Source organism: Herbidospora sakaeratensis, assembly GCF_001570525.1.
Taxonomy (GTDB): domain Bacteria; phylum Actinomycetota; class Actinomycetes; order Streptosporangiales; family Streptosporangiaceae; genus Herbidospora; species Herbidospora sakaeratensis.
Genome location: NZ_BBXC01000013.1, coordinates 21,786 through 43,063 on the forward strand (window position 1 = coordinate 21,786; position 21,278 = coordinate 43,063).

The following is a 21,278-nucleotide window of genomic DNA, read 5'->3' on the forward strand; positions in this document are numbered from 1 at the left end:
CGCCTAGACTGCGGCCGTGATCACGACTCCTGCCGTCCGGCTGGCCCACGGCGCCGACATGCCGCGAATCGGCCTGGGCACCTGGCCCATGAACGACGCCCAGGCCGAACGCGCCGTCGCCACCGCGATCGAGGCCGGTTACCGGCTCATCGACACGGCCGAGGCCTACGGCAACGAGGTCGGCGTCGGCCGGGGCATCAAGGCGGCGGGCGTCGCCCGCGAGGACCTGTTCGTCACCACCAAGTTCGACCGCCACTGGCACGGCCGCGACCTGGTCCCGCAGGCGTACGACGCCAGTCTCGACCGCCTCGGCCTCGACTACGCCGACCTGCTGCTCATCCACTGGCCCAACCCGGGCCTCGACCGCTACGTCGCCGCCTACGAGGGCCTCGTCGACCTGCTGCAGGACGGCCGCCTCAGGGCGATCGGCACCTCGAACTTCAAGCCGGCCCACCTCGACCGCGTCATCACCGAGACCGGCGTGGTGCCCGACGTCAACCAGATCCAGCTCAGCCCCGCGGTCACCCGCGACGAGGCCCGCGCCTACCACCGGGCCCACGGCATCGTGACCGAGTCGTGGTCGCCGCTGGGCGGGCAGGGCGCCGACGTCCTGGGCCAGCCGGTGATCGGGGCCATCGCCGAGGAGATCGGCCGGTCGCCGGCGCAGGTGATCCTCCGCTGGAACCTGGAGCTGGGCCTGGTCGCCATTCCGAAGTCGGCCGACCCCGACCGTCTCCGCGAGAACCTCGCGGTCTTCGACTTCGCCCTCACCCCGGAGCAGGTCGCCGCGATCAGCGCCCTCGACCAGGGCGAGTCGGCGGCCGTCGACTCCGACGCGTTCGGCCACTGACCACGCGCGGCTACGTCGCGGGCGGGAGCGCCGCCGCGACGCAGTCGAGGACGCGCCGCAGCCCGTGCCGGAACTGGTCGTCGCGGCTGAGGTGGGGGCGGCGCGCCTCCATCACGATCTTGGTGAAGATCGGGTGGTCCCCGCTCTTCACCAGGCGGTCGACGTGCGCGTGGTTGCGCGCCATCCACTCCGGCTCGCTCAGCCCGCTGCGGCGCAGCTCCTCGGCCGCGCCGATCTCCTCGCGGACGGCGCCCTCGACGTAGCCGTTGAGCAGGCCCACTAGGCCGAGGTTCTCGTCGATGGGGACGTGCGGGTCGAGCACGCCCATCAGCCGTTCGATCAGCCGCAGCTGGTTGGGGCCCAGGCCGGGGAGTGAGCGCGGCACGGCGGCGATCCACGGGTGCCGCCGCCACATGGCCCGCAGCTCGTCGGCGTAGCGGGTCAGGTCGGCCCGCCAGTCGCCCGAGGGCACGCCCGTGAGGTCGATCTCGCCCGTCAGCCGGTCGGCCATCAGCTCGATCAGGTCGTCGCGGCTCGGGACGTACCGGTAGAGGGACATCGCGCCCGCGCCGATCTCGGCGGCGATGCGCCGCATGGTGGCGGCCTCCAGCCCCTCGGCGTCGGCGATCCGGATCGCCGCCTCGGTGATCCGGGCACGGCTGTAGACCGGTTTCGGTCCCCGGGCGGGGCGCTCGGGCGACGTCCAGATGCTCATTGCGTACATCGTACTCGGTGACCTAGCCTGGCCCGCAAATGCGTACGACGTACTCAGTGGAGGGGTCATGGCTGATCCGATCGTGGTCGCCGAAGGGCTGCGCAAGTCCTTCGGCGACGTCCGGGCGCTGCGGGGGCTGGATCTGAACGTCCGGGAGGGAACGGTCTGCGGGGTGCTCGGGCCCAACGGCGCGGGGAAGACGACGGCGGTGCGCGTCTTCGCGACCCTGGCCGTGCCCGACGCGGGGCACGCGCGCGTCGCCGGGCACGACGTCGTCCGGGCGGCCGGGGAGGTGCGCGCCCGGATCGGGCTCGCGGGCCAGCGCGCCGCCGTCGACGAGAAGCTCACCGGGCGCGGCAACCTGCGCATGTTCGGGCGGTTGTCCCACCTGTCCCGGCGCGAGGCGCACCGGCGGGCCGACGAGCTGCTCGACCGCTTCGGCCTGGCGGAGGCCGCCGACCGGCGGGTGGCCGGCTACTCCGGCGGCCTGCGCCGCCGCCTCGACCTGATCGCCAGCCTCGTCCGCCGCCCCCAGGTGCTCTTCCTGGACGAACCCACCACCGGCCTCGACCCGCGCAGCCGGGGCGAGATCTGGGACGCCGTGCGCGAACTCGTGGCCGACGGCACGACCGTGCTGCTCACCACGCAGTACCTCGACGAGGCCGACCGGCTGGCCGACGACGTCGTCGTCGTCGACCACGGGCGGGTGATCGCCACCGGCACCCCCGACGAGCTGAAGGCCACGATCGGCGACCGCCTCGACGTCGTCGTCGACGACCCCGCCGACCTGCCCCGGGCGGCGGCCGTGCTGACCCGGCTGGCGGGCGCCGAGCCCAGGGCCACCGGCGACGACCGGCTCAGCGTCGCCCTCCCGGGCGGCCTGCGACCGGCCGGGATCGTGCGCGAACTCGACCGGGCCGGGGTCGACGCCGCCGACGTGCGTTTGCGCCGTCCCACCCTCGACGAGGTGTTCCTGCGCCTCACCGACCGGACGGAGGCGGCCCGATGACCCGCCTGCGGTGGGCGCTCGCCGACGGGCTGACCCTGGTCGGCCGCGAGCTCGGCCGGTTGCGGCGCGACCCCGGCGAACTCGTCGCGGCGCTGCTGTTCCCGGCCGTCATGGTGGTGCTGTTCGGCTACGTCTTCGGCAGCGCGATCGGGGTGCCGGGCGGCGGCGACTACCGCGAGTACCTGATGCCCGGCCTGTTCGCCATGGTCACCTTCTCCTCGCTGATGGGGGTGCTGACCCGCACCGCCGCCGACGCCTCGCGCGGGGTGATGGACCGGTTCCGCTCGATGCCGATGGCCCGATCGGCGGTGCCGTTCGGGCAGACCGGCGCCGACGTGCTGATCGGGCTGCTGATGCTGGCCGTCATGGCGGGCGCGGGCCTGCTGGCCGGCTGGCGGCCGCACCTCGGGCCGGTCGCCACGGTCCAGGCGTTCGCGCTGATGGCCGTGCTGCGCTACGCCCTCGGCTGGGCCGGCGTCTACGCGGGCCTGGTGGTCCGGGACGAGCGGGTCGCCGACGCGCTGGTGCCACTGGCCCTGCCGGTCACGATGGTGTCGAACGCGTTCGTGCCGACCGGCGGCATGCCGGGCTGGTTGCGCCTGCTGGCCGACTGGAACCCGGTGAGCGCGCTCACCGCCGCCGCGCGGGAGCTGTTCGGCAACCCGGGCGCGCCGGGCCCCGACGCGGCGTGGCCGCTCGCACACCCGGTGGCCGCCGTCCTGCTCTGGTCGGCCGCGCTGCTCGCGATCTTCGTCCCGCTGTCGCTGAGAGCGCTCTCGCTCTGACCTGCACCGGGAGAGATTAACGCCCGGGTAATCAGTCAGAAACATTGACGAGCGGCGTTTCGGGCACTAGTTTCCGCGCAGAGAGCGCTCTCTGCGTTAGTGGAGAGAAGCGGTCCCCTCAGACCTCACCCCCCAACGCACACCGCCAGGTCGTCCCCCACGGAGGAAGAATGGACCAGCCCATCGGGGCTCAGTTACCCGGCACCTCGCCGCCCGGCCGCCGCCCCGCGTCGCGGTCGCTCGTGGTCAGCGTCGTGCTGGCGATGATCGCCGCGATGCTCGCGTTCGTGGCCAGCACGCCCGCCGCGCAGGCGGGCACGGTCGGCGCCGGATCGTACGCCGACACGCTGCCCGCCGGTCGCGCGCTGCCGTCCGGCTGCGGATCCCTGTCGACCAACCCGCGTCTCTACGTCACCGCCAACGCCCCCGCCGGCGCGGTCCCCACCAACGACTGGTGGTCGTCGCTGCTCTGGAAGCGGTTCGACTGCGCCTACAGCGAGCCGCTGCACGCGCACCCGACCTCCTACGACACCTTCGCCGGCGGGCTCGGCTTCTCGTACAACACCACCGCCACGATCACCGGCACCGCGACCGGCGTGGGCGAGTACCACTACCCGTACGTGCAGAACATCCTGGTCGGCGTCACCGGCCTGAACTCCCCGGACACGAAGGTGGACGGCTGGACCGACTGGACGGTCTCCCCGTACTGGAGCGACGGCACCCGGACCCTTCGTGCCACCATCGGTCACGGCCTGCCCTTCGCCTACTTCACCAAGACCGGCGGCAACGCCCAGATCACCACCAGCGGCACGCCGACCGTGTGGTCGAACAGCGGCGGGACCATCGGGTTCACCGTCAACGGCAAGGACTACCTGGGCTTCGCCCCCAGCGGCTCGACCTGGACGGTCAGCGGCACCAGCATCACCTCGACGCTGAACGGCCAGAACTACTTCTCGGTCGCCGTCCTGCCGACCACGCCGTCGACCCCGGCCGCCACCCGCACCAGCCTGGCGAACACCTACGCGCAGTACGCCCACGCGCACGTGACCGGCACCCGGGTGTCCTACTCGTACAACCCCGGGAACGCGAACGTCAGCACCACGTACACCTTCACCACCACGGCCCGTGAGGGCGGCGCGAGCGGCACCGTCATCGCGCTCTACCCGCACCAGTGGAACTACCTGACCGGTTCCACCCCGCTGGCCGAGACCTACGTGTCGGCGCGTGGCCAGATGAAGGTCGTCACCGGCGGCTCGTTCAGCACGACGATGAAGTTCCAGGGCGTGCTGCCCGAGATCCCGGCGGTCGCCGACAACTCCGGCGGCGACCTGACCACCATCACCAACTACCTGAACGCCGAGCTGGGCGACCCCACGGCGGGCCTCGGCGACGACACCTACTGGACCGGCAAGGGCCTGGGCCGGGCGGCGCGCATCGCCGAGATCGCCGACCAGCTCAACCTGACCTCGGTCCGCGACTCGGCGCTCAACCGGATCAGGACCCGGCTCAACGACTGGTTCACCGCCAGCTCCGGCAAGACCAGCCGCGTCTTCTACTACAACCAGGCCTGGGGCACCCTGCTCGGCTACCCGGCCTCCTACGGCTCCGACCTGGAGCTGAACGACCACCACTTCCACTACGGCTACTACATCGCCGCCGCGGCGACGCTGGCCAAGTTCGACCCGACCTGGGCGACCAACGCGCAGTACGGCGGCATGGTCGACCTGCTGATCCGGGACGCCAACAACTACGACCGCAACGACACCCGCTTCCCCTACCTGCGTGACTTCGACATCTACGCGGGCCACGACTGGGCGGCCGGGCACGGCGCGTTCGGCTCCGGCAACAACCAGGAGTCGTCGTCGGAGGGCATGAACTTCGCCAACGCCCTGATCCAGTGGGGGCAGGCGACCGGCAACACCGCCGTCCGCGACGCCGGCGTGTTCATCTACGCCACCCAGAGCGCGGCGATCCAGGAGTACTGGTTCGACGTGCGCAACCAGAACTTCCCGGCGGCCTTCGGCCACAACACGGTCGGCATGGTCTGGGGCTCCGGCGGCGCGTACGCCACCTGGTTCAGCGGCGAGCCCGAGATGATCCAGGGCATCAACATGCTGCCGATCACCGGCGGCCACTTCTACCTCGGCGAGTGGCCCTCGAACGTCCTGATCAACTACAACGAGCTGGTCACCAACAACGGCGGCCCGCCGACGGTCTGGCAGGACATCATCCAGGAGTTCCGGGCCCTCGCCGACGGACCGGCCGCGCTGGCGGCCTTCCAGGCCAACCCGAACTTCACCTCGGAGGAGGGCGAGAGCAAGGCGCACACCTTCCACTGGCTGCGCAACCTCGCCTCACTCGGCACGGTCGACACGACGGTCACCGCCAACCACCCGCTGGCGAAGGTGTTCGTCAAGAACGGGACGCGCACCTACGTCGCCTCCAACATCACGAGCTCCCCGCTCACGGTGACCTTCTCCAACGGCACGACGCTGACCGCGCCGGCCGGCAAGACCGTCACCTCGGGCCTGTTCACCTGGAGCGGCGGCAACGCGTCCGGCGGCGGCACCTCGTCGCCCAGCCCGTCGCCGTCCCCGTCGCCCTCGCCGAGTCCGTGCGCCACGAACCTGCTCTCGCAGGGCCGTCCGGCCACCTCGTCGAGCGTCGAGGCCGCCTACACCGCCGGCCTGGCGGTCGACGGCAACGCGGCCACCCGCTGGGCCAGCGCGTTCAGCGACCCGCAGTGGATCCAGGTCGACCTCGGCTCGACGCAGAACATCTCGCGGGTGCAGCTGAACTGGGAGGCGGCCTACGGGCGGTCGTACCAGATCCAGACCTCCGCCAACGGGACGACCTGGACCGACATCTACACCACCACCACCGGTGACGGCGGCACGGACAACCTGACCGTGTCGGGGACGGGCCGATACGTGCGGGTCTACGGCACGGCGCGCGGCACCGCCTGGGGCTACTCGCTGTGGGAGTTCCAGGTGTACGGGGGCGGCTGCCCGACCAGCCCGTCGCCCAGCCCCTCACCCTCACCGGGCGGCCCGTTCTCCGCCAACCGCTACCCGCAGTCGAACGGCACCCTGCCGGGGACGACGGGCGCGGCCGGCGCGGTCACGCTGGCGGCGGCCAACGGCAACCGCGACGGCGTGCCGACCAACGCCGCCGTCTACACCGCGACCGGCCTGACCGCGACGTACGGCGGCGCGGCCACCACGTTCGACGTGTTCGTGGACGCCGGGACCAACGTCGGCAACGCCACCCAGGTCAGGGTCTCCTACGACCTGACCGGCAACGGCAGCTGGGACCGGGTGGAGACCTACACCTACTTCGCCACCGACCCGGTGGCCGGGTATGAGCACTACACCCAGGCGGCCGGCGTGAAGAGCGCCACCGGTGCGCTCGGCAACCTGGCGAACGGCTCGGTGCGGGTCGAGATCTGGAGCGCGATCGGCTCCACCACGACCAACGTCGGGATCGGCAACCAGACCGTCGTCAGGCTGCCCTTCGCGTAATCCCATGACGGCGGCGGTCCGCACGTGCGGACCGCCGCCGTCCCTCTTGTCAGATCCCCCGTCCTGGCTTATCTCTTAGGAAAGTTTCTTTTTATTTTCGGAGAGGAAGCCTAGTGAGAAGACGTGCTCTTCGGATGGGGATCATCGCGCTCGGCCTGACCGCCGTCACCCTCACCGCCACGCCCGCCCACGCCGGCGTCGTCGGCTACTACTCCAGCAGCACCGCGTGCGAGGCCGCCGGGCAGCGCGGTCTCGGCGGTGTCTGGCCCTGGTACAGCTGCTACCCGTCGGGCAGCGTCTGGGCCCTCTGGGCGCCCGGCTTCTAGCGCCCGGGACCGGGGGCCGTCTCTCCGGGGGAGAGACGGCCTTCGGGAACCTTTGCCTTCGGCGCCGAGAAAGCGGACATTTCGGTGGGAACCTCTCTCCTTGATCGGAGAAACCCACACCGGGAGACCGCTGATGCTGAGTAAGGCCCGTTTGCCGCTGGTCGTCCCGCTGGGGGTCGGCGCCGTCATGGTCGGCGTCACCGCGCTGGGCGTGCTGAAGCCCGGACAGAGCGGCGTGCCCGCCGGCGCCGTCATCAAGAACGTGCAGGGCCAGACGGTCGGCTCGCTCCAGATCGAGGACGCCGGAAACGGCAAGTCGAAGGTCACGGTCGGCGTGACGAACCTGCCGGCCGGCTACCACGGCTTCCACGTGCACGCCAAGGGCGTCTGCGACCCCGAGTCGAAGGACCCGGCCACCGGCAGCCCCTTCTTCAGCGCGGGCGGCCACTTCGACCTCGGCTCCCATTCGCACGACCACCACACGGGAGACCTGCCCAACCTGCTGGTCGGCGCCGACGGCACCGGCACCGCCTCGGCGGTGACCGACCGCTTCCAGGTGGCCCAGCTGTTCGACGTGGACGGCAGCTCCATCATGATCCACGCCCTGGCCGACAACCACGCGAACATCCCCGACCGCTACCAGAACCAGACGGGCCAGAAGGGCCCCGACGCCGAGACCCTGAAAGCGGGCGACTCGGGCGGCCGCATCGCCTGCGGCGTGATCGCCAAGGGTTAGGTGTTCCGACCGGAGCGGCATCACCCGCGTCGGCCGCCCGGACGGCCTTCGGCCAAGGAGAACCGCTGCTAAAGAAAAAGCCCTTCCGGTCGAGCCGGAAGGGCTTTTCGCGCGTCAGGTCAGACGCAGATGGCGTAGACCTTGAGCGTGGCGCTCTTCTTGTGTTCGAGCGTGACCCGAACCGCCCAGCCGGTGGTGTTGCCGTTGATGACGGGCTTGTTCATGGACACGTTCTTGACGTTGTCGGTCCCGGAGGCGATCTCATAGCCGCCGCCGACGACCTTCTTGCCCGCGTCGCACCAGGTCAAGGTGATGTCCGAGCTGCTTTCGACCGTTTTCTCGGTGCCGGTCTTGATGACCGGCGTGACGCCGGCGGACGTGCCGTCCTTGCCGTCCTTGCCGTCGGCGCCGTTGCGGCCGTCGGCGCCCTTCGCGCCCGCCGGGCCGGCCGGGCCCGCGGGGCCGGTCTCGCCCTTCTCGCCCTTCGCGCCGGCCGGGCCGGTCGCACCCGTCTCACCCTTCGGGCCCTGCGGGCCGGCGGGGCCGGTCTCGCCCTTGACGCCCTGCGGTCCGGCCGCGCCGGTCTGACCCTTGGGACCCTGCGGGCCGGTCTGGCCCTTCGGGCCCTGGGGGCCGGTCGCGCCGGTCATGCCCTGGAGGCCCGCCGGGCCCTGTGCGCCCTGACCGCCCCAGGTGACCTTCGTCTCGGTCGCGCGGCACTTCGTGGTCGCGTTGACGATGCGCGCGTACCGGGTCTTCTTGTTGACACAGGCGTAGATGACGGTGTCAGCAGCCGAAGAAGCGGTCGCCATGCTTCCGACGGCGAAAATCGAACCCGCGAGTGCGCCGACGGTCAAAATCCCGATCGTGCGTCCGCCCGGCAACCTGATAGCCACTGAAATTCCTTCCGTGAAAAAACACGTCCTCCGTTTCTGCAGAGGATCGTGTGGTTGACGGTTCAACTGTGGGCTCGGTTCACCGCGCGAATATCACGGCTCGATATCGACCGCTACCATTCAGTAGGTGTTCACTTACGAGAAAGTCGGACCATTTGTCAGCCGTCCGATAAAGTAAGCCGACTGGACGTTCCGTCCAGCTTGGACATAGAGTCCACGCCATGGACGACGACTCCCGGGTGCGGACGTGGGCGCCGGTGTGCCAGGCCGTCGCGGCGCTGCTCGGCCCGTACGCCGAAGTGGTCCTGCACGACCCCGGCACCGACCGGATCCTGGCCGTCTGGAACCCGATGAGCGCCCGCGGCCCCGGCGATCCGTCGTCGCTGGGAGAGCTGGACAGCCTGGACCCCACCGCCCCCGACGTGTTCGGGCCCTACGAGAAGCTGCTCGCCGACGGCCGCCGCCTGTCGTCGGTCAGCGCGATCCTGCGCGACGCCGACGGCCGGGCGTCGGTCGTGGTGTGCGTCAACCTCGACCGCGGCCCGCTTGAGCAGGCCGCGGCCGTGTTGTCCGCCTTCGGCGCGCCGACCGTCGCGCGGCCGGAGCCGCTGTTCGAGCACGACTGGAGCGAGCGCGTCCAGCACGTCGTCGGGTCCTACGTACGCGAGTGCGGCCGCCCGGTGGAGCGGCTGACCCGCGCCGACCGCCTCGCCGTGCTGGCCCGGCTGGAGGAGGCCAAGGTGTTCGCGGTGCGCCGCGCCGCCCCGGTCGTCGCCGGGGCGCTGCGGGTCTCCCGATCCACCCTCTACGGCCTGCTGGCCGAGCTCAGAGCACCGAACCCGAAGGACCACGCATGACCCGGCTGCCCGACTTCCGACTCGAGACGTACTTCTCCCGGTGGGAGTTCACCGCACGTCACCACCTCACCGCCTCCGACGCCCAGAGCATGTCGCTGCGCGACCTGCTGGCGCTGGCCGGCGACGACGACCGGGCCGCGTTCGAGAACCTGTCCCTCGGCTACACCACCACCTACGGCGACCCGGCCCTGCGCGAGGCCGTCGCGGGAACCTACGACCGGGTCGACGCCGCCGACGTCCTCTGCTTCGCGGGCGCGGAAGAGGCCCTCTACCTGGCGATGAACGTGCTGCTCGACGCCGGCGACCACGCCGTGGTGGTGACCCCGAACTACCAGGCGGCCGAGACCGTGCCGCTGGCGTTGTGCGAGGTCACCGGCGTGGCCCTGGACCCCGGCGACGACTGGGCCCTGGACCTCGACCGGATCAGGGCGGCGATCAGGCCGAACACCCGGGTCGTGTCGGTCAACTTCCCCAACAACCCCACCGGCAAGGTCGTCTCCGCCGGCGACTTCGCCGAACTGGCCCGGATCTGCGACGAGCACGGCGTGTACCTGTTCAGCGACGAGGTCTACCGGGGTCTCGAACGCGACCCCGCCCGCACCCTGCCGCAGGCCGCCGACCTGTCGGAGCGGGCCCTGTCGCTGAACGTGACGTCGAAGGCGCTGGGCCTGCCGGGCCTGCGGATCGGCTGGCTGGCCTGCCGCGACCGCGACCTGCTCGGGCGGCTGGAGCGGGCCAAGCACTACACCACCATCTGCAACTCCGCGCCCAGCGAGGTGCTGGCCCGGATCGCGCTCAAGGCCCGTGACACGATCCTGGCCCGCAACCGGGCCCTGATCGCCCGCAACGTGCCGGTCTTCGACACGTTCTTCGCCGAGTTCCCCGACCTCTTCGAGTGGCGCGCGCCCGACGGCGGCTGCGTCGCCTACCCCCGCTACCTCGGGCCCGACGGCGTCGAGGAGTTCTGCGCCCGCCTCGTGGCCGAGGCCGGCGTCCTGCTGCTGCCCGCGAGCATCTACCGGTCGGAGCTCACGCCTGCGCCCGCCGACCGGTTCCGCGTCGGCGTCGGCCGCGCCGCCCCTGAAGAGGGCCTCGGGGCCTTCCGCGCCTGGCTCAGGCGAGGGAGGTGACCAGCCGGCCCAGGGTCTCGGCCAGTTCGGTCCGGCCGGTGACGGTCCGGTCGCCCTCGTTCCGGTACAGGCCGAGCCGTTCGGCGTCGTAGAGCTCGGCCAGTTCCGCCGCGATCCGCGGCGGCAGCCCCGCGTCCACCATCGCCCCGGCCCACCCCTCCCGGGGAATGGTGACGACCTGGAGCGGACGGCCGAGCGCGGCCGACAGCTCCTCGGCGACCTGGCGCTCGGTGTAACGAGGGCCTTCGAGATTGACGATCTCGCCGCCCGGGGCGGGGGAGAGCAGCACGTCGGCGGTCAGGACGCCGATGTCGCGGGTGGCCACCATGGTGACGGGCACGTCGGCCGAGTCGGCGAACACCGGGTAGACGCCCTGGCCGAGCACCGCGCCGAGCAGCATCTCGGCCTTCTCCTGGAAGTGCCACGACCGGATGGCCGTCACCCGCGTGCCGGTCGCCCGCACCACGTTCTCCAGGTGGTGCAGCCAGCGGATCGGCCCGGTGCCCTCGGCCAGCTCGGCCCCGATCGACGACAACACCACCACGTGCGGGACCCCGCTGTCGGCCACCGCCCCCGCGATGGCGTCGCCCAGCGCCCGGTGGGCGGCGTCGGGGTCGGCCGCCGTCAGATCGGTCGGCAGCAGCACGAACGCGCCCGCGCACCCGCGGAACGCCTCGGCCAGCGCCGCGCGGTCGCCCAGGTCGGCCACGGCCACCTGCGCGCCCGCCGCCGCCCAGTCGGCCCCCTTGGCCGCGTCGCGGACCACCGCCCGCACCGCCTCTCCTCTGCCCAGCAGCTCCCGCGCCGCCACGCCGCCGACGTGGCCGGTCACTCCGGTGATCGCGTACATCGTGGTTACCTCCGTCTTGGTCTTCGTGTACGACCAAGTACATCCGGCAACGGTGAGACGATCCATGTTCGTCTGACTCGATTCCATGTCTGTACGTCTACGCTGGGCCCATGGACCCCCTAGCCGACCTCCTCGACGGCGTCCGCGCGCGCAGCGCGGCCTTCTGCCGGGCGATCCTCGAGCCGCCGTGGGCGCTGCGCATCGCCGACGAGGCCCGGCTCGCCCTGGCCACCACGCTGCGCGGCCACGCCTGGATCGTCCCCGACCACGGCGAGCCGATGTTGCTGTCCGCCGGCGACGTGGCCATCGTCAAGGGCCCGAACCACTACACCGTCGGCGACGACCCGGCCACCCCGCCCGACATCGTCGTCCTCCCCGGCAACCGGCTGACCACCCTCGACCTCACCGACGTCACCGACCAGATGCGTCTGGGGCCGCGCACCAGCGGCCGTTCCGCCGAGGGCTCGGCGGTCGTGGCCAGCGGCACCTACCAGGTCAGCGGCGAGGTCAGCGACCGGCTGCTGAACGCCCTGCCGGAGATCGTGCTGGTGCCGAAGTCGAGCACGCCCTCGCCGGTCATGGAGCTGCTGGCCCACGAGGTCGACAACGAGGGCCCCGGACAGGGCGTCGTCCTCGACCGGCTGCTCGACCTGGCCCTCATCGCGACGCTGCGCGCCTGGTTCGCCCGCCCCGAGGCCCACGCCCCCGGCTGGTACGCCGCGCAGAGCGACCCCGTGATCGGCCCGGCGCTGCGGCTCATCCACGACGACCCCGCCCACCCGTGGACGGTGGCCTCCATGGCCGAGAAGGTCGGCGCGTCGAGGGCCGCGTTCGCCCGCCGGTTCGCCGTCCTGGTGGGGGAGCCGCCGCTGACGTACCTGACGGGCTGGCGCATCGCGCTCGCCGCCGACCTGCTGCGCTCGTCCGACACGACGATCGACTCGGTGGCCCGGCGGGTCGGCTACGCCAACGCGTTCGCGCTGAGCGTCGCGTTCAAACGGGTCCGGGGCGTGTCTCCCAGCGGCCACCGGGCCCGGAGCGGCGCGGTCAGCAACTGAGGGAGACCGTCGTCCGCGGCCGGCCCGAGCCGGGGTGGAGCGCTATGGGGAACCTTCGCCCGTCGCCCACCCGGATCTCCAGCGAGTCCGGCCCCGTAAACGTGACCGAGTCGAACCCGTCCCCAGGGACGTCGTCGTTGAAGCAGCCGAGATCCCGCGTGGCCACGCCAGGGCCGCGAGAGCGGCCGCGCAGAGCGCGGAAGCCGACAACACGCGTGAGCGGCCGGACATCGTGGCTCCCATCGGTGAGGCGTCGTCAAGATCATGACGGTGCCGCCGTGCCGTGGCCAGGCGGTGCACGAGATCTCGACAGAGCCCCTACAAGCTCTGCCGCCGGCGGAACGCCCTGACCTTGGCGCGGTTGCCGCATTCGGACATGCCGCACCACTGCCGGTTCTCCGCTCGCGAGGCGTCGACGTACAGGCGGGTGCACTCGGTGTTGGCGCAGCGCTTGACGCGGCCGGGGCCGGGGACCGGGGCGGCCAGCAGGTCGAGCAGGTCGGCGGCGAGGGTGGCCAGCAGCTCGCCGACGGTGCCCGACCGGCGGGTGCTTCCGTCCGGCCGCAGGGTGGGGACGAGCGCCGGGCGTCTGGCGTGGTCGTTCAGGAGGGTCACGTCGTCCTGGTCCGGCCGGCGTCCGTCGAGGCGGGCCGACGCCGTGCGGTAGACGGCCTCCCGCAGGTCGATCGCGGTGGCGAGGTCGGATTCGCCGAACGGGGGCACGACGTCGAGCAGTCCGGCGGCCTCCACCCATCTGGACAGGTCGGCGGGCGAGAGCAGCTGCTCCTCCGGCGCGTCGCCGTGCCGCCACTTGCGGGTGCCGGCGAAGTCGAGGGAGCGGCGGCCGCTCACGAACACGAACCCCATGTAACCATCTTGACAGGTTACGGAAGCGACGTGCAATCGTGTAACCATGCAAGACGGTTACATGCCTGTGGCGATCACCGGCGAGGACTTCCTCTTCTTCGCCGATCGTGCGGTCGGCGGGATGAGCACGATCCTCGGCGAGCTCGGCGACGAGCTGGCCAACACCCGGCCCGCCCTGCCCGGGGCCAACACCCCGTTCGCGCTGCTCACGCACTGCCTCGGCGTGATGGAGTACTGGGGCGGCCACCTCGTCGCCGGACGCCCCGTGCGGCGCGACCGGCAGGCGGAGTTCCACGCGGCCGGCCCGGTCGCCCTCCTGCGGGACGGGGCCGCCCGCGCGCTGGAGGTGCTCCGTGACGACGTGCGGGCCTCCCGGCCGGGGGCGCCCCTGCACGCCGAACCGGACCCCGGCGCGCTCGGCCCGCGCCGGGAACTCACCCGTGACTCGGCCCTCCAGCACCTCTACGAGGAACTGGCCCAGCATCACGGCCAGATGGAGATCATGCGGGACTGCCTGCTCGCGGCGCGTCGCCCGGCCGATCCGGTCGAGGCGCCGATCGGATGGTTGCGGGCGAAACACGGCGTCAAGTGGCACCGCCCCGGACCGTCGTTGCTGCCCGCCTGGGTGGCCGACATGGACTTCCCGCTCGCGCCCGTGATCGCCGAGGCCATCGGGGCCGCCCTCGACCGGGGCGACCTCGGCTACCCCGACTGGGACGGCCACCCGCTGGCCGGGGCGTTCGCCGAACGTATGCGCCGGCGTCACGGCTGGCGGCCCGACCCGGGTCACGTCCGGGGCGTCACCGACCTCATCCAGAGCCTTCAGCTGACCCTGACGCTCCTCACCGAGCCGGGGGACGGCGTGGTGGCCTTCACGCCCAACTACCCGCCGTTCCTGCGCACCCTGGAGTCGATGCGCCGCCCGCTCGTCGCGGCCCCGCTGGAACCCGGTCCCGGCGGGGGCTGGACCTGGGACCACGACCTGCTGGAGCACCGGGTACGCGCCGGGCGCGCCCGGATCCTGCTGCTGGTCAACCCCCACAACCCCACCGGCAAGGTCTTCACCGCCGGCGAACTGCGGCGCGTCGCCGACCTGGCCGAACGCCACGACCTGATCGTGATCAGCGATGAGATCCACGCCGACCTCGTCCACGCCCCGCACCGCCACACCCCGTTCGCCGCCCTCGACGCGGGCACGGCCGCCCGCACCGTGACCGTGACGTCGGCGTCCAAGGCGTTCAACATCGCGGGGCTGCGCACCGCGCTCGCCCACGTCGGCCCGGCGGTGCTGCGCACCGCCTGGGACGCCCAGCCGCCCGACCTGTACGGCGCCACCAACGTCCTCGGCGTGGAGGCCACCCGTGCCGCCTGGGCGCACGGCGACGCGTGGCTGGCCGCCGTCACCGCCCACCTGACCCGGCAGCGCGACCACCTCGCCGAGCGTGTCGCCGCCATGCCGGGCCTGGACCTGCTCGTCCCGGAGGCCGGCTACCTGGCCTGGCTCGACTGCCGCGACGCCGGGCTCGGCGAGGAGGCCGCCGACTGGTTCCGCCGGAACGCGGGCGTCGAGCTCAGCGCCGGGAGCGAGTTCGGCTCCGGCGCGGTGGGCTCCGTCGCAGGGTCGCGAGCCCGGCTGAACTTCGCCACCACCCGGGAGGTCCTCGACCTGATCCTCGACCGGATGGCGGGCGCCCTGGCTGAGTGAAACGGATTCCGACCCCCAGAAGCCCACCTTTCGGCCAGTGGGTGACCATGAGCGGAAGGGTCGGTGAATTGGGGCGGCGGAGGTTGCCGGGGCCGAAGCGACCGCAGCAGTGTTGGGAAACGACCGCCATTCCCCCCATGACGGAAGTGCCCCCCGTGCGCCTGTTCGCCCTGCTCGCCGCCCTCGTCGTCACGTTCCTCGCCGCGGCTCCGGCGCAGGCGCACGTCCGCGCCACCTCGGTCGCCGTCGACCTGCGGGGGCACGGCGAAGAGGTGGCGGCGGTCGTCGACGTCGAGTACGACGTCCTGGGGCGGCTGCTGAGTCTCGACGGGGTGGTGAGCCCGGACGCGGACGGCGGGGTCGCCGAGGTGCCCGCCGGGGTGCGGCGCGACTCGCTCGACGCGCACGCGGCCGAGGTGGCCGCCTACATCGGCGGGGCGTTGCGGCTGAGCCGCAGTTCGATCGGGTGCGCCGCCCAGGAGGGCGGGCGCGTCGAGCTGACCGACTCGGGAGCGGTGCGGGTCGGGCTCGCCTACGCGTGCCCGGCGTCCGGCGCGCTCACCGTGCGCAGCGACGTCTTCGACGCCGCCGACGGGCTCGTCGACGACGTCCGCACGACCGTGGCCTACGACGTGGACGGGATCCGGGGTTCGGCCCTGCTCGACCTGGCCCGCACCAGCGTGACGGCCGGGCACGCCGACCCGCTCGGGGAGATCCCGGGGTTCGTGCTGCTCGGCGCGGAGCACCTGCTGTTCGGGCTCGACCACGTGCTGTTCCTGCTGGCCCTGCTGCTGGGCGCGAAGCGGCTGCGCGACGTCGTCGAGGTCGCCACCGCCTTCACCGTCGCCCACTCGGTGACCCTCGTGCTGGCCGCGATCGGCTGGGTCAGCGTGCCCGGGTGGATCGTCGAGCCGCTCATCGCGCTCTCGATCGCGTTCGTGGCGCTCGACAACCTGCTCTCGCCCCGGACGGGCCACCGGCTGCCCGTCGTGTTCGGCTTCGGGCTGCTGCACGGGCTCGGGTTCGCGGGCTCCCTGAGCGTCGACGGGCCGGCGTCGTTGCCGATGCTGGTCAACCTGGTGTCCTTCAACGTCGGCATCGAGATCGCCCAGCTCGCGCTCATCGCGCTGGCCTTCCCGGCGCTGGTGTTCCTGCGCAGGGCCGCGACCGGGCCGGTCGCCGCCCGCGCCCTCATGCTCGGCACCGTCGGGGCGGCTGTCGCCGTCGCGGGTGCCGGTCTCATCTGGTTCGTCGAGCGTTCCCCGCTCCTCACCTGAAGGATCACGAATTGTCCGCGTTAACCGGGACACGCGCGCGCATGCGCGCCGTCCTGTACACCGTCACGCTGGCGCTCGCCGTCAGTGTCGTGGCGGGTCCGCTCACCACATATGCCGCGAACGCCATCGACCCGCCCGAGGCGATCGTCACGGGCGTCGTGTACGCCGACGCCAACGGCGACGGCCGCCGCGACGCCGGTGAGGCCGGTCTGGCCCGCGTGCGCGTGTCCGACGGCACGGTCTCCACCACGACCGCCGCCGACGGCTCCTACTCCCTGACGATCTCCACCGACCGCCGCAAGACCGACATCGTGTGGGCCACCCAGCCCCGCGGCTACCGGTTCGGCCTCGACCAGTACAAGGAGCCGAGGTTCTGGGCGAACCTCGGCGAGCTGGCCGACGACGCCACGCCGACCGCGGACTTCGCGCTCGTGCGCGACGAGCTCTCCGACGGCGACACCTTCTCCTGGGCCAACATCGCCGACCCGCACGTCAACGCGCAGCTGCCCGACCAGATCCGCGAGATCAACTCCACCGGCACCGACCTGCGCTTCATCGCGGTCAGCGGCGACCTCACCAACGACGCCAGCCAGGGGCAGTTCGACACCTACCGCCGGGGCACCCAGCAGTCGGCCGTCGGCGTGTGGCCGGCTGTCGGCAACCACGAGTACGCCGGGGGTTCGGCGTACGCGGACCGGATCGACAACTACCGCAGGAACGTCGGTCCGGAGTGGTACTCGTTCAACTACGGCAACCGGCACTTCGTCGTGCTGGAGAACAACGGTTCCGCGCCGTTCGACGAGGAGCTGAACTGGCTCAAGGACGACCTGGCCGCCAACGTGCACGACGGCATCGAGGTGGTCGTGCTGACCCACCAGCCGATGAACGTGCCGTTCGGCTCGCCGTCGACCTACGACGCCTTCGGCGACGTGCTGGAGCAGTACAAGGCGCAGCTGATCCTGGTCGGCCACGAGCACTCCAACCACGTCGAGAACAAGTCGGCGTTCGCCTCGACCGCCAAGCACATCCAGACGGTGTCGAGCTCCTACACGATCGACAACGCGCCCCGCGGCTTCCGCTACATCCACATGGCCGGCCCGGGCTTCGAGAACCCCTTCCGCATGTACGGGGAGAACGAGCGCATCACGATCGTCAACCCCGCCCCCGGTTCGAAGGTCCCGGCCGCCGGCATGCCCGACGTGCAGATCAACGCCTACGACACCGGCGACGAGGTCGTCTCGGCGCGCTTCCAGATCGCGGGCGACAAGAACTGGCGGCCGCTCTACCCGAGCGGCGAGTTCACCTGGCACGGCAACCTGCCCAACAGCCAGCAGACCCCGGGCCCGCACCGCATCGACGTCCAGGTGACCGACGCGGCGGGCAAGGTGTGGACCAAGTCGGCCGAGTTCACCCTCACCGACGAGCCGGAGCTGAAGACGGTCGCCGGTGACGACTGGACCCAGCACCACGGCGACCAGGGCCACACCGGCGTCGCGCCGGCCCAGGAGCCGGGCCGCCGCCTGGCCTGGAGCTTCCGCTCCGAGGGCACCTTCCTGACCGGCTCGCCGGTCATCCACGACGGCGTCGTGTACGCCGGCACCCGCGACGAGAACGGCGACGGCAACAGCCGCATCCACGCCATCCGGCTCAGGAACGGCCGGGAGTTGTGGAACGTCGAGGTGCCGCAGTCGATCCACGGCAGCCTCGCCTTCGGCGACGGCCTGGTCTTCGCGCCGACCCTCGGCTCGGAGTTGTACGCCGTCGACGCCGAGACCGGCGAGCTGCGCTGGAAGGCCGTGCCCGAGCAGGCCCCGGCCCCCAACAACCAGCGCACCTACGGCTACTACTCGCCGGCCGTCTCCGGCCACACGGTGCTCTGGCCCTACCAGACCCGCTTCGGCATCGGCAGCCAGGGCGTGCTGAAGGCGCTCGACACCCGTACCGGAAAGCAGATCTGGGCCTCCCCGATGTCCGGCGCGACCATGAGCGACGGCACGCCCGCCGTCATGGACGGCACCGTGTTCGTCGGCAACGAGACCGCCGACCGCGTGCTCGCCTACGACCTGGCCACCGGCGCCCGCAAGTGGACCGGCACCGAGGCGCTCGGCAGCTGGCAGGACGGCGTGCCGACGGCGGCCGAGGGCAAGGTCTTCATCGGCGCCAACAACGGCATGGTCGCCCGCGACGCCAAGACCGGCGCGACGCTCTGGACCTACCAGAGCCCGCGCTCCTCGCTCGTCTCCAGCGGCTCGACCCCGAGCGCCGCGGCCGTCAGGGACGGCGTCGTCTACATGGGCTTCCCGAGCGGCGCGGTCGTCGCCCTCGACGCCCAGACCGGCAACGTCTTCTGGGAGCGGCTGCTGCCCGGCGACATCTACCACGGCGGCGTCATGTCCAGCCCGGTCGTCGCCGGCGACACCCTCTTCGTCGGCGCCAACAACGGCCGGTTCTACGCCCTGGCCACCGACACCGGCCAGATCCTGTGGAACCACGAGATCGGCACCTGGGTCGGCGCCGGCCCGGCCGTCAGCGGCAACACCGTCGTCGCGGGCGCCTGGGACGGCAACCTGTACGCCTACGTGCCGGGCGGCGAGTCCGCGCCGCGCTGGGCGACGGTCAGCGGCACGGTCACCGACGAGGAGACCGGCGACCCGATCGCCGGCGCGAAGGTCACCGCCGTCGCCGCCGGTCAGGACACCGCGGTGACCAGCACCGACGCCAAGGGCCGTTACACCCTCGGCCTGGCGGCGGCCACCTGGAACGTCACCGCGGCCAAGCGCGGCCTGATCGCCGACGACCGCTCGGCCGTCGGCGTCACCGTCGGCACGACCGGCGACCAGAAGGCCGACCTGAAGCTGATCAAGGTCACCCATCCGGTCGCCGGCAAGTCGACGTACACGCCCGACTACGGCAACGGCAGCACCCGCACCGACTTCGTCGCGGGCAAGGAGTACTACTACCTGGCCAACGACAAGATCCGGGCCTCGATCACCCCGTACACCGCCGCCAACAACGGCGCGGGCGGTCTCGGCCAGGGCCACCTGTCCGACCTGATGCTCAACGACGCCAACGGCGCCGAGACCCTCGACTGGGGCGAGATGCTGCTGCGTCCGAGCCTCACCCCGCCCGACTCGTGGGACCGCCCGAACGACCTGATCGACCTGCCCGACCTGTCGGTCGACGGCGCGGCCGTGGTCGGCAACGGCCAGTACAAGGCCAACCCGGCGATCAAGGCCCAGGTCCGGTACGAGACCCTCCCCGGCGCCCCCATCGTGAAGATGACGGTCAAGCTGACCAACACCGGCACGACGGGCTACCAGGGCTACTTCAACTACATGATCGACCCGGACAGCTCGGTTGACAACGGCCGCATCCCGGGCTTCGCCGGCACCAACCCCGGCCTGAAGACCACCGGCTGGACCGGCAAGTACGTCTACGTCGGCGCCGACGCCGCCACTGCCAACGGCCAGGCCGCGCACGGTCTCGCCTGGGCGCTCGACACCCCGGCCGCCGTCGGCGCGTACGGCTACGTCGAGGGCCTCTACTACGACGCCACGCTGGCCCCCGGTGCGACGAAGCAGTTCAGCTTCTACCACCTGACCGACTACGCGACCAGCGGCGGCGACCCCACCCGGAACATCGCGAAGTGGGCCGGCGAGATCGACCTGCACGACGACACGGTCCCGGACGCCGCCCGCGCGGCCGGCACGGTCACCGCGGGCGGCGACCCCGTCGCGGGCGCCCGCGTCACCCTGGAGAAGGCCGGCGCGGTGGTCGCCACCACCGCCACCGACGCCCAGGGCAAGTACCTCGTGGACGCCCCCGCCGGTCCGTACGACGTCCGGGTGGCCAAGCTGGGCTACCTGACCGCCACCGCCACGGTCACCGTGCCGGCGGAGGGCAACGGCGTCGCCGACGTCTCGCTGAGCCCGGTCACGGTCGAGGCGAGCTACGGCAAGCAGATCGGCTCCGGCCTGGTCGAGGCGGGCGCCGGCGACGTCGTGATCGAGAACGACAAGCTCTCGGTCGCCGTCGCCGACGCCTACAACGACGCGCAGCTCTCCGGCGGCACGCGGGGCAAGCCGGTCGACGTGGCCGTGCGCGGCATGGCCGACCAGTTCGACTGGATCAACCTGCCCTACGTCTCGGCGACCCAGCCGACCGGCGGCAGCGCGTGGGACATCCGGACCGTGGCGGCCACCGACGTCAAGATCGTCCAGGCGACCGGCGACAAGGCCGTCGTCCGGGTGTCCGGCCCGGTCACCGGCTTCACGGGGCTGACGGCGACGACGACGTACACGCTGAAGCCGGGCGACGACTTCGCCACGGTCGCGACGGAGCTGAGCAACGCCGGCGCGACCCCGCTGAACCTGTGGACCGGTGACGCCATGGACCACGACGCGGCCGGCCAGGCCAGCGTCATCCCGGGCGCCGGGGTCGTGGTGCCGGGCACGGCGGCGGCCTACACGCCGACCAAGCCGTACATCGGCATGACCGGCACCGACCCGCAGGTCTTCGGCCTCGTCTACGGCGCCCCGGCGTCGGCCTTCGACGTCTTCGCCGCGGGCAACTGGGTGATGAGCCGGTTCAACGTCGAGGTTCCGGCGGGCGGGTCGTACACCCTGACCCGCAAGCTCGTCGTCACGCCGGGCACCGACGCGGTGGGCATCCTCGACGGGGTCTCCGCGCCGTAACC

Annotated in this window: 16 protein-coding genes; 12 read left to right on the plus strand and 4 right to left on the minus strand. The window is 72.0% G+C overall.

The genetic code is table 11. The features are described from left to right. Nucleotides 1-16: 16 nt before the first annotated feature. Nucleotides 17-850, plus strand: a complete 834-nt coding sequence (locus AW271_RS21300; protein ID WP_245653147.1) for an aldo/keto reductase — start codon at nucleotides 17-19, stop codon at nucleotides 848-850. Between the two features lie 10 nt (nucleotides 851-860). On the opposite strand, the gene AW271_RS21305 is transcribed toward AW271_RS21300, so the two are convergent. Then, nucleotides 861-1,565, minus strand: coding sequence for a TetR/AcrR family transcriptional regulator (locus AW271_RS21305; RefSeq protein WP_245653148.1), 705 nt, complete (start codon nucleotides 1,563-1,565; stop codon nucleotides 861-863). 67 nt (nucleotides 1,566-1,632) lie between these two features. On the opposite strand from AW271_RS21305, the gene AW271_RS21310 reads away from it, so the two are divergent. The 5 genes from AW271_RS21310 to AW271_RS21330 all read left to right on the plus strand — a co-directional run bounded on the left by AW271_RS21310 (nucleotide 1,633) and on the right by AW271_RS21330 (nucleotide 7,942). Then, nucleotides 1,633-2,574: an ATP-binding cassette domain-containing protein gene (locus AW271_RS21310; protein WP_062339169.1), complete on the plus strand. Its 942-nt coding sequence runs from the start codon at nucleotides 1,633-1,635 to the stop codon at nucleotides 2,572-2,574. Next, nucleotides 2,571-3,359, plus strand: coding sequence for an ABC transporter permease (locus AW271_RS21315; RefSeq protein WP_062339170.1), 789 nt, complete (start codon nucleotides 2,571-2,573; stop codon nucleotides 3,357-3,359). Before AW271_RS21310 ends, AW271_RS21315 begins: the two co-directional genes overlap by 4 nt. 170 nt (nucleotides 3,360-3,529) lie before the next feature. Next, entirely contained in the window at nucleotides 3,530-6,880 is a 3,351-nt protein-coding gene (locus tag AW271_RS42445; RefSeq protein ID WP_083976994.1) for a glycosyl hydrolase, read from the plus strand. 134 nt (nucleotides 6,881-7,014) lie between these two features. Beyond that, on the plus strand, nucleotides 7,015-7,206 hold the full coding sequence (locus AW271_RS21325; protein WP_062339171.1) for a hypothetical protein: 192 nt from the start codon (nucleotides 7,015-7,017) through the stop codon (nucleotides 7,204-7,206). Between the two features lie 133 nt (nucleotides 7,207-7,339). Continuing rightward, nucleotides 7,340-7,942 carry a superoxide dismutase family protein gene (locus tag AW271_RS21330; RefSeq protein WP_062339172.1) on the plus strand — a complete coding sequence of 201 codons (603 nt, stop codon included), beginning with the start codon at nucleotides 7,340-7,342 and terminating at the stop codon, nucleotides 7,940-7,942. 119 nt (nucleotides 7,943-8,061) lie between these two features. Here the strand turns inward: AW271_RS21330 and AW271_RS42895 are convergent, their stop codons facing one another. Beyond that, a complete protein-coding gene (locus tag AW271_RS42895) occupies nucleotides 8,062-8,754 on the minus strand; it encodes a collagen-like domain-containing protein (protein WP_083977074.1) in 693 nt (230 codons plus the stop codon). A 305-nt stretch (nucleotides 8,755-9,059) separates the two neighbouring features. Here AW271_RS42895 and AW271_RS21340 point away from each other — a divergent pair, with 305 nt between their 5' ends. Then, nucleotides 9,060-9,695 (plus strand): helix-turn-helix transcriptional regulator, encoded by a 636-nt coding sequence (locus AW271_RS21340; protein WP_062339174.1) that lies wholly within the window; start codon nucleotides 9,060-9,062, stop codon nucleotides 9,693-9,695. Continuing rightward, a complete protein-coding gene (locus tag AW271_RS21345; protein ID WP_062339175.1) occupies nucleotides 9,692-10,825 on the plus strand; it encodes an aminotransferase class I/II-fold pyridoxal phosphate-dependent enzyme in 1,134 nt (377 codons plus the stop codon). The genes AW271_RS21340 and AW271_RS21345 overlap by 4 nt, the downstream gene beginning before the upstream one ends. On the opposite strand, the gene AW271_RS21350 is transcribed toward AW271_RS21345, so the two are convergent. Then, nucleotides 10,809-11,675: an NmrA family NAD(P)-binding protein gene (locus tag AW271_RS21350; RefSeq protein ID WP_062339176.1), complete on the minus strand. Its 867-nt coding sequence runs from the start codon at nucleotides 11,673-11,675 to the stop codon at nucleotides 10,809-10,811. The two genes, AW271_RS21345 and AW271_RS21350, sit on opposite strands and share 17 nt — an antisense overlap. A gap of 110 nt (nucleotides 11,676-11,785) precedes the next feature. On the opposite strand from AW271_RS21350, the gene AW271_RS21355 reads away from it, so the two are divergent. Then, nucleotides 11,786-12,733 carry an AraC family transcriptional regulator gene (locus AW271_RS21355; RefSeq protein ID WP_062339177.1) on the plus strand — a complete coding sequence of 316 codons (948 nt, stop codon included), beginning with the start codon at nucleotides 11,786-11,788 and terminating at the stop codon, nucleotides 12,731-12,733. A gap of 318 nt (nucleotides 12,734-13,051) precedes the next feature. Here the strand turns inward: AW271_RS21355 and AW271_RS21360 are convergent, their stop codons facing one another. After that, complete coding sequence (locus AW271_RS21360) at nucleotides 13,052-13,600, minus strand: CGNR zinc finger domain-containing protein (RefSeq protein ID WP_062339178.1); 549 nt, start codon at nucleotides 13,598-13,600, stop codon at nucleotides 13,052-13,054. A gap of 61 nt (nucleotides 13,601-13,661) precedes the next feature. Here AW271_RS21360 and AW271_RS41520 point away from each other — a divergent pair, with 61 nt between their 5' ends. From AW271_RS41520 to AW271_RS21375, 3 genes are all read left to right on the plus strand, one after another. Continuing rightward, complete coding sequence (locus AW271_RS41520) at nucleotides 13,662-15,305, plus strand: aminotransferase class I/II-fold pyridoxal phosphate-dependent enzyme (RefSeq protein WP_218008118.1); 1,644 nt, start codon at nucleotides 13,662-13,664, stop codon at nucleotides 15,303-15,305. Between the two features lie 137 nt (nucleotides 15,306-15,442). Beyond that, the gene (locus AW271_RS21370) at nucleotides 15,443-16,582 is read left to right on the plus strand and encodes a HupE/UreJ family protein (RefSeq protein WP_169806375.1); all 1,140 of its coding nucleotides are present in this window, start codon (nucleotides 15,443-15,445) and stop codon (nucleotides 16,580-16,582) included. Nucleotides 16,583-16,623: 41 nt separating this feature from the next. After that, the gene (locus AW271_RS21375; RefSeq protein ID WP_062339180.1) at nucleotides 16,624-21,276 is read left to right on the plus strand and encodes an outer membrane protein assembly factor BamB family protein; all 4,653 of its coding nucleotides are present in this window, start codon (nucleotides 16,624-16,626) and stop codon (nucleotides 21,274-21,276) included. Nucleotides 21,277-21,278: the final 2 nt, after the last annotated feature.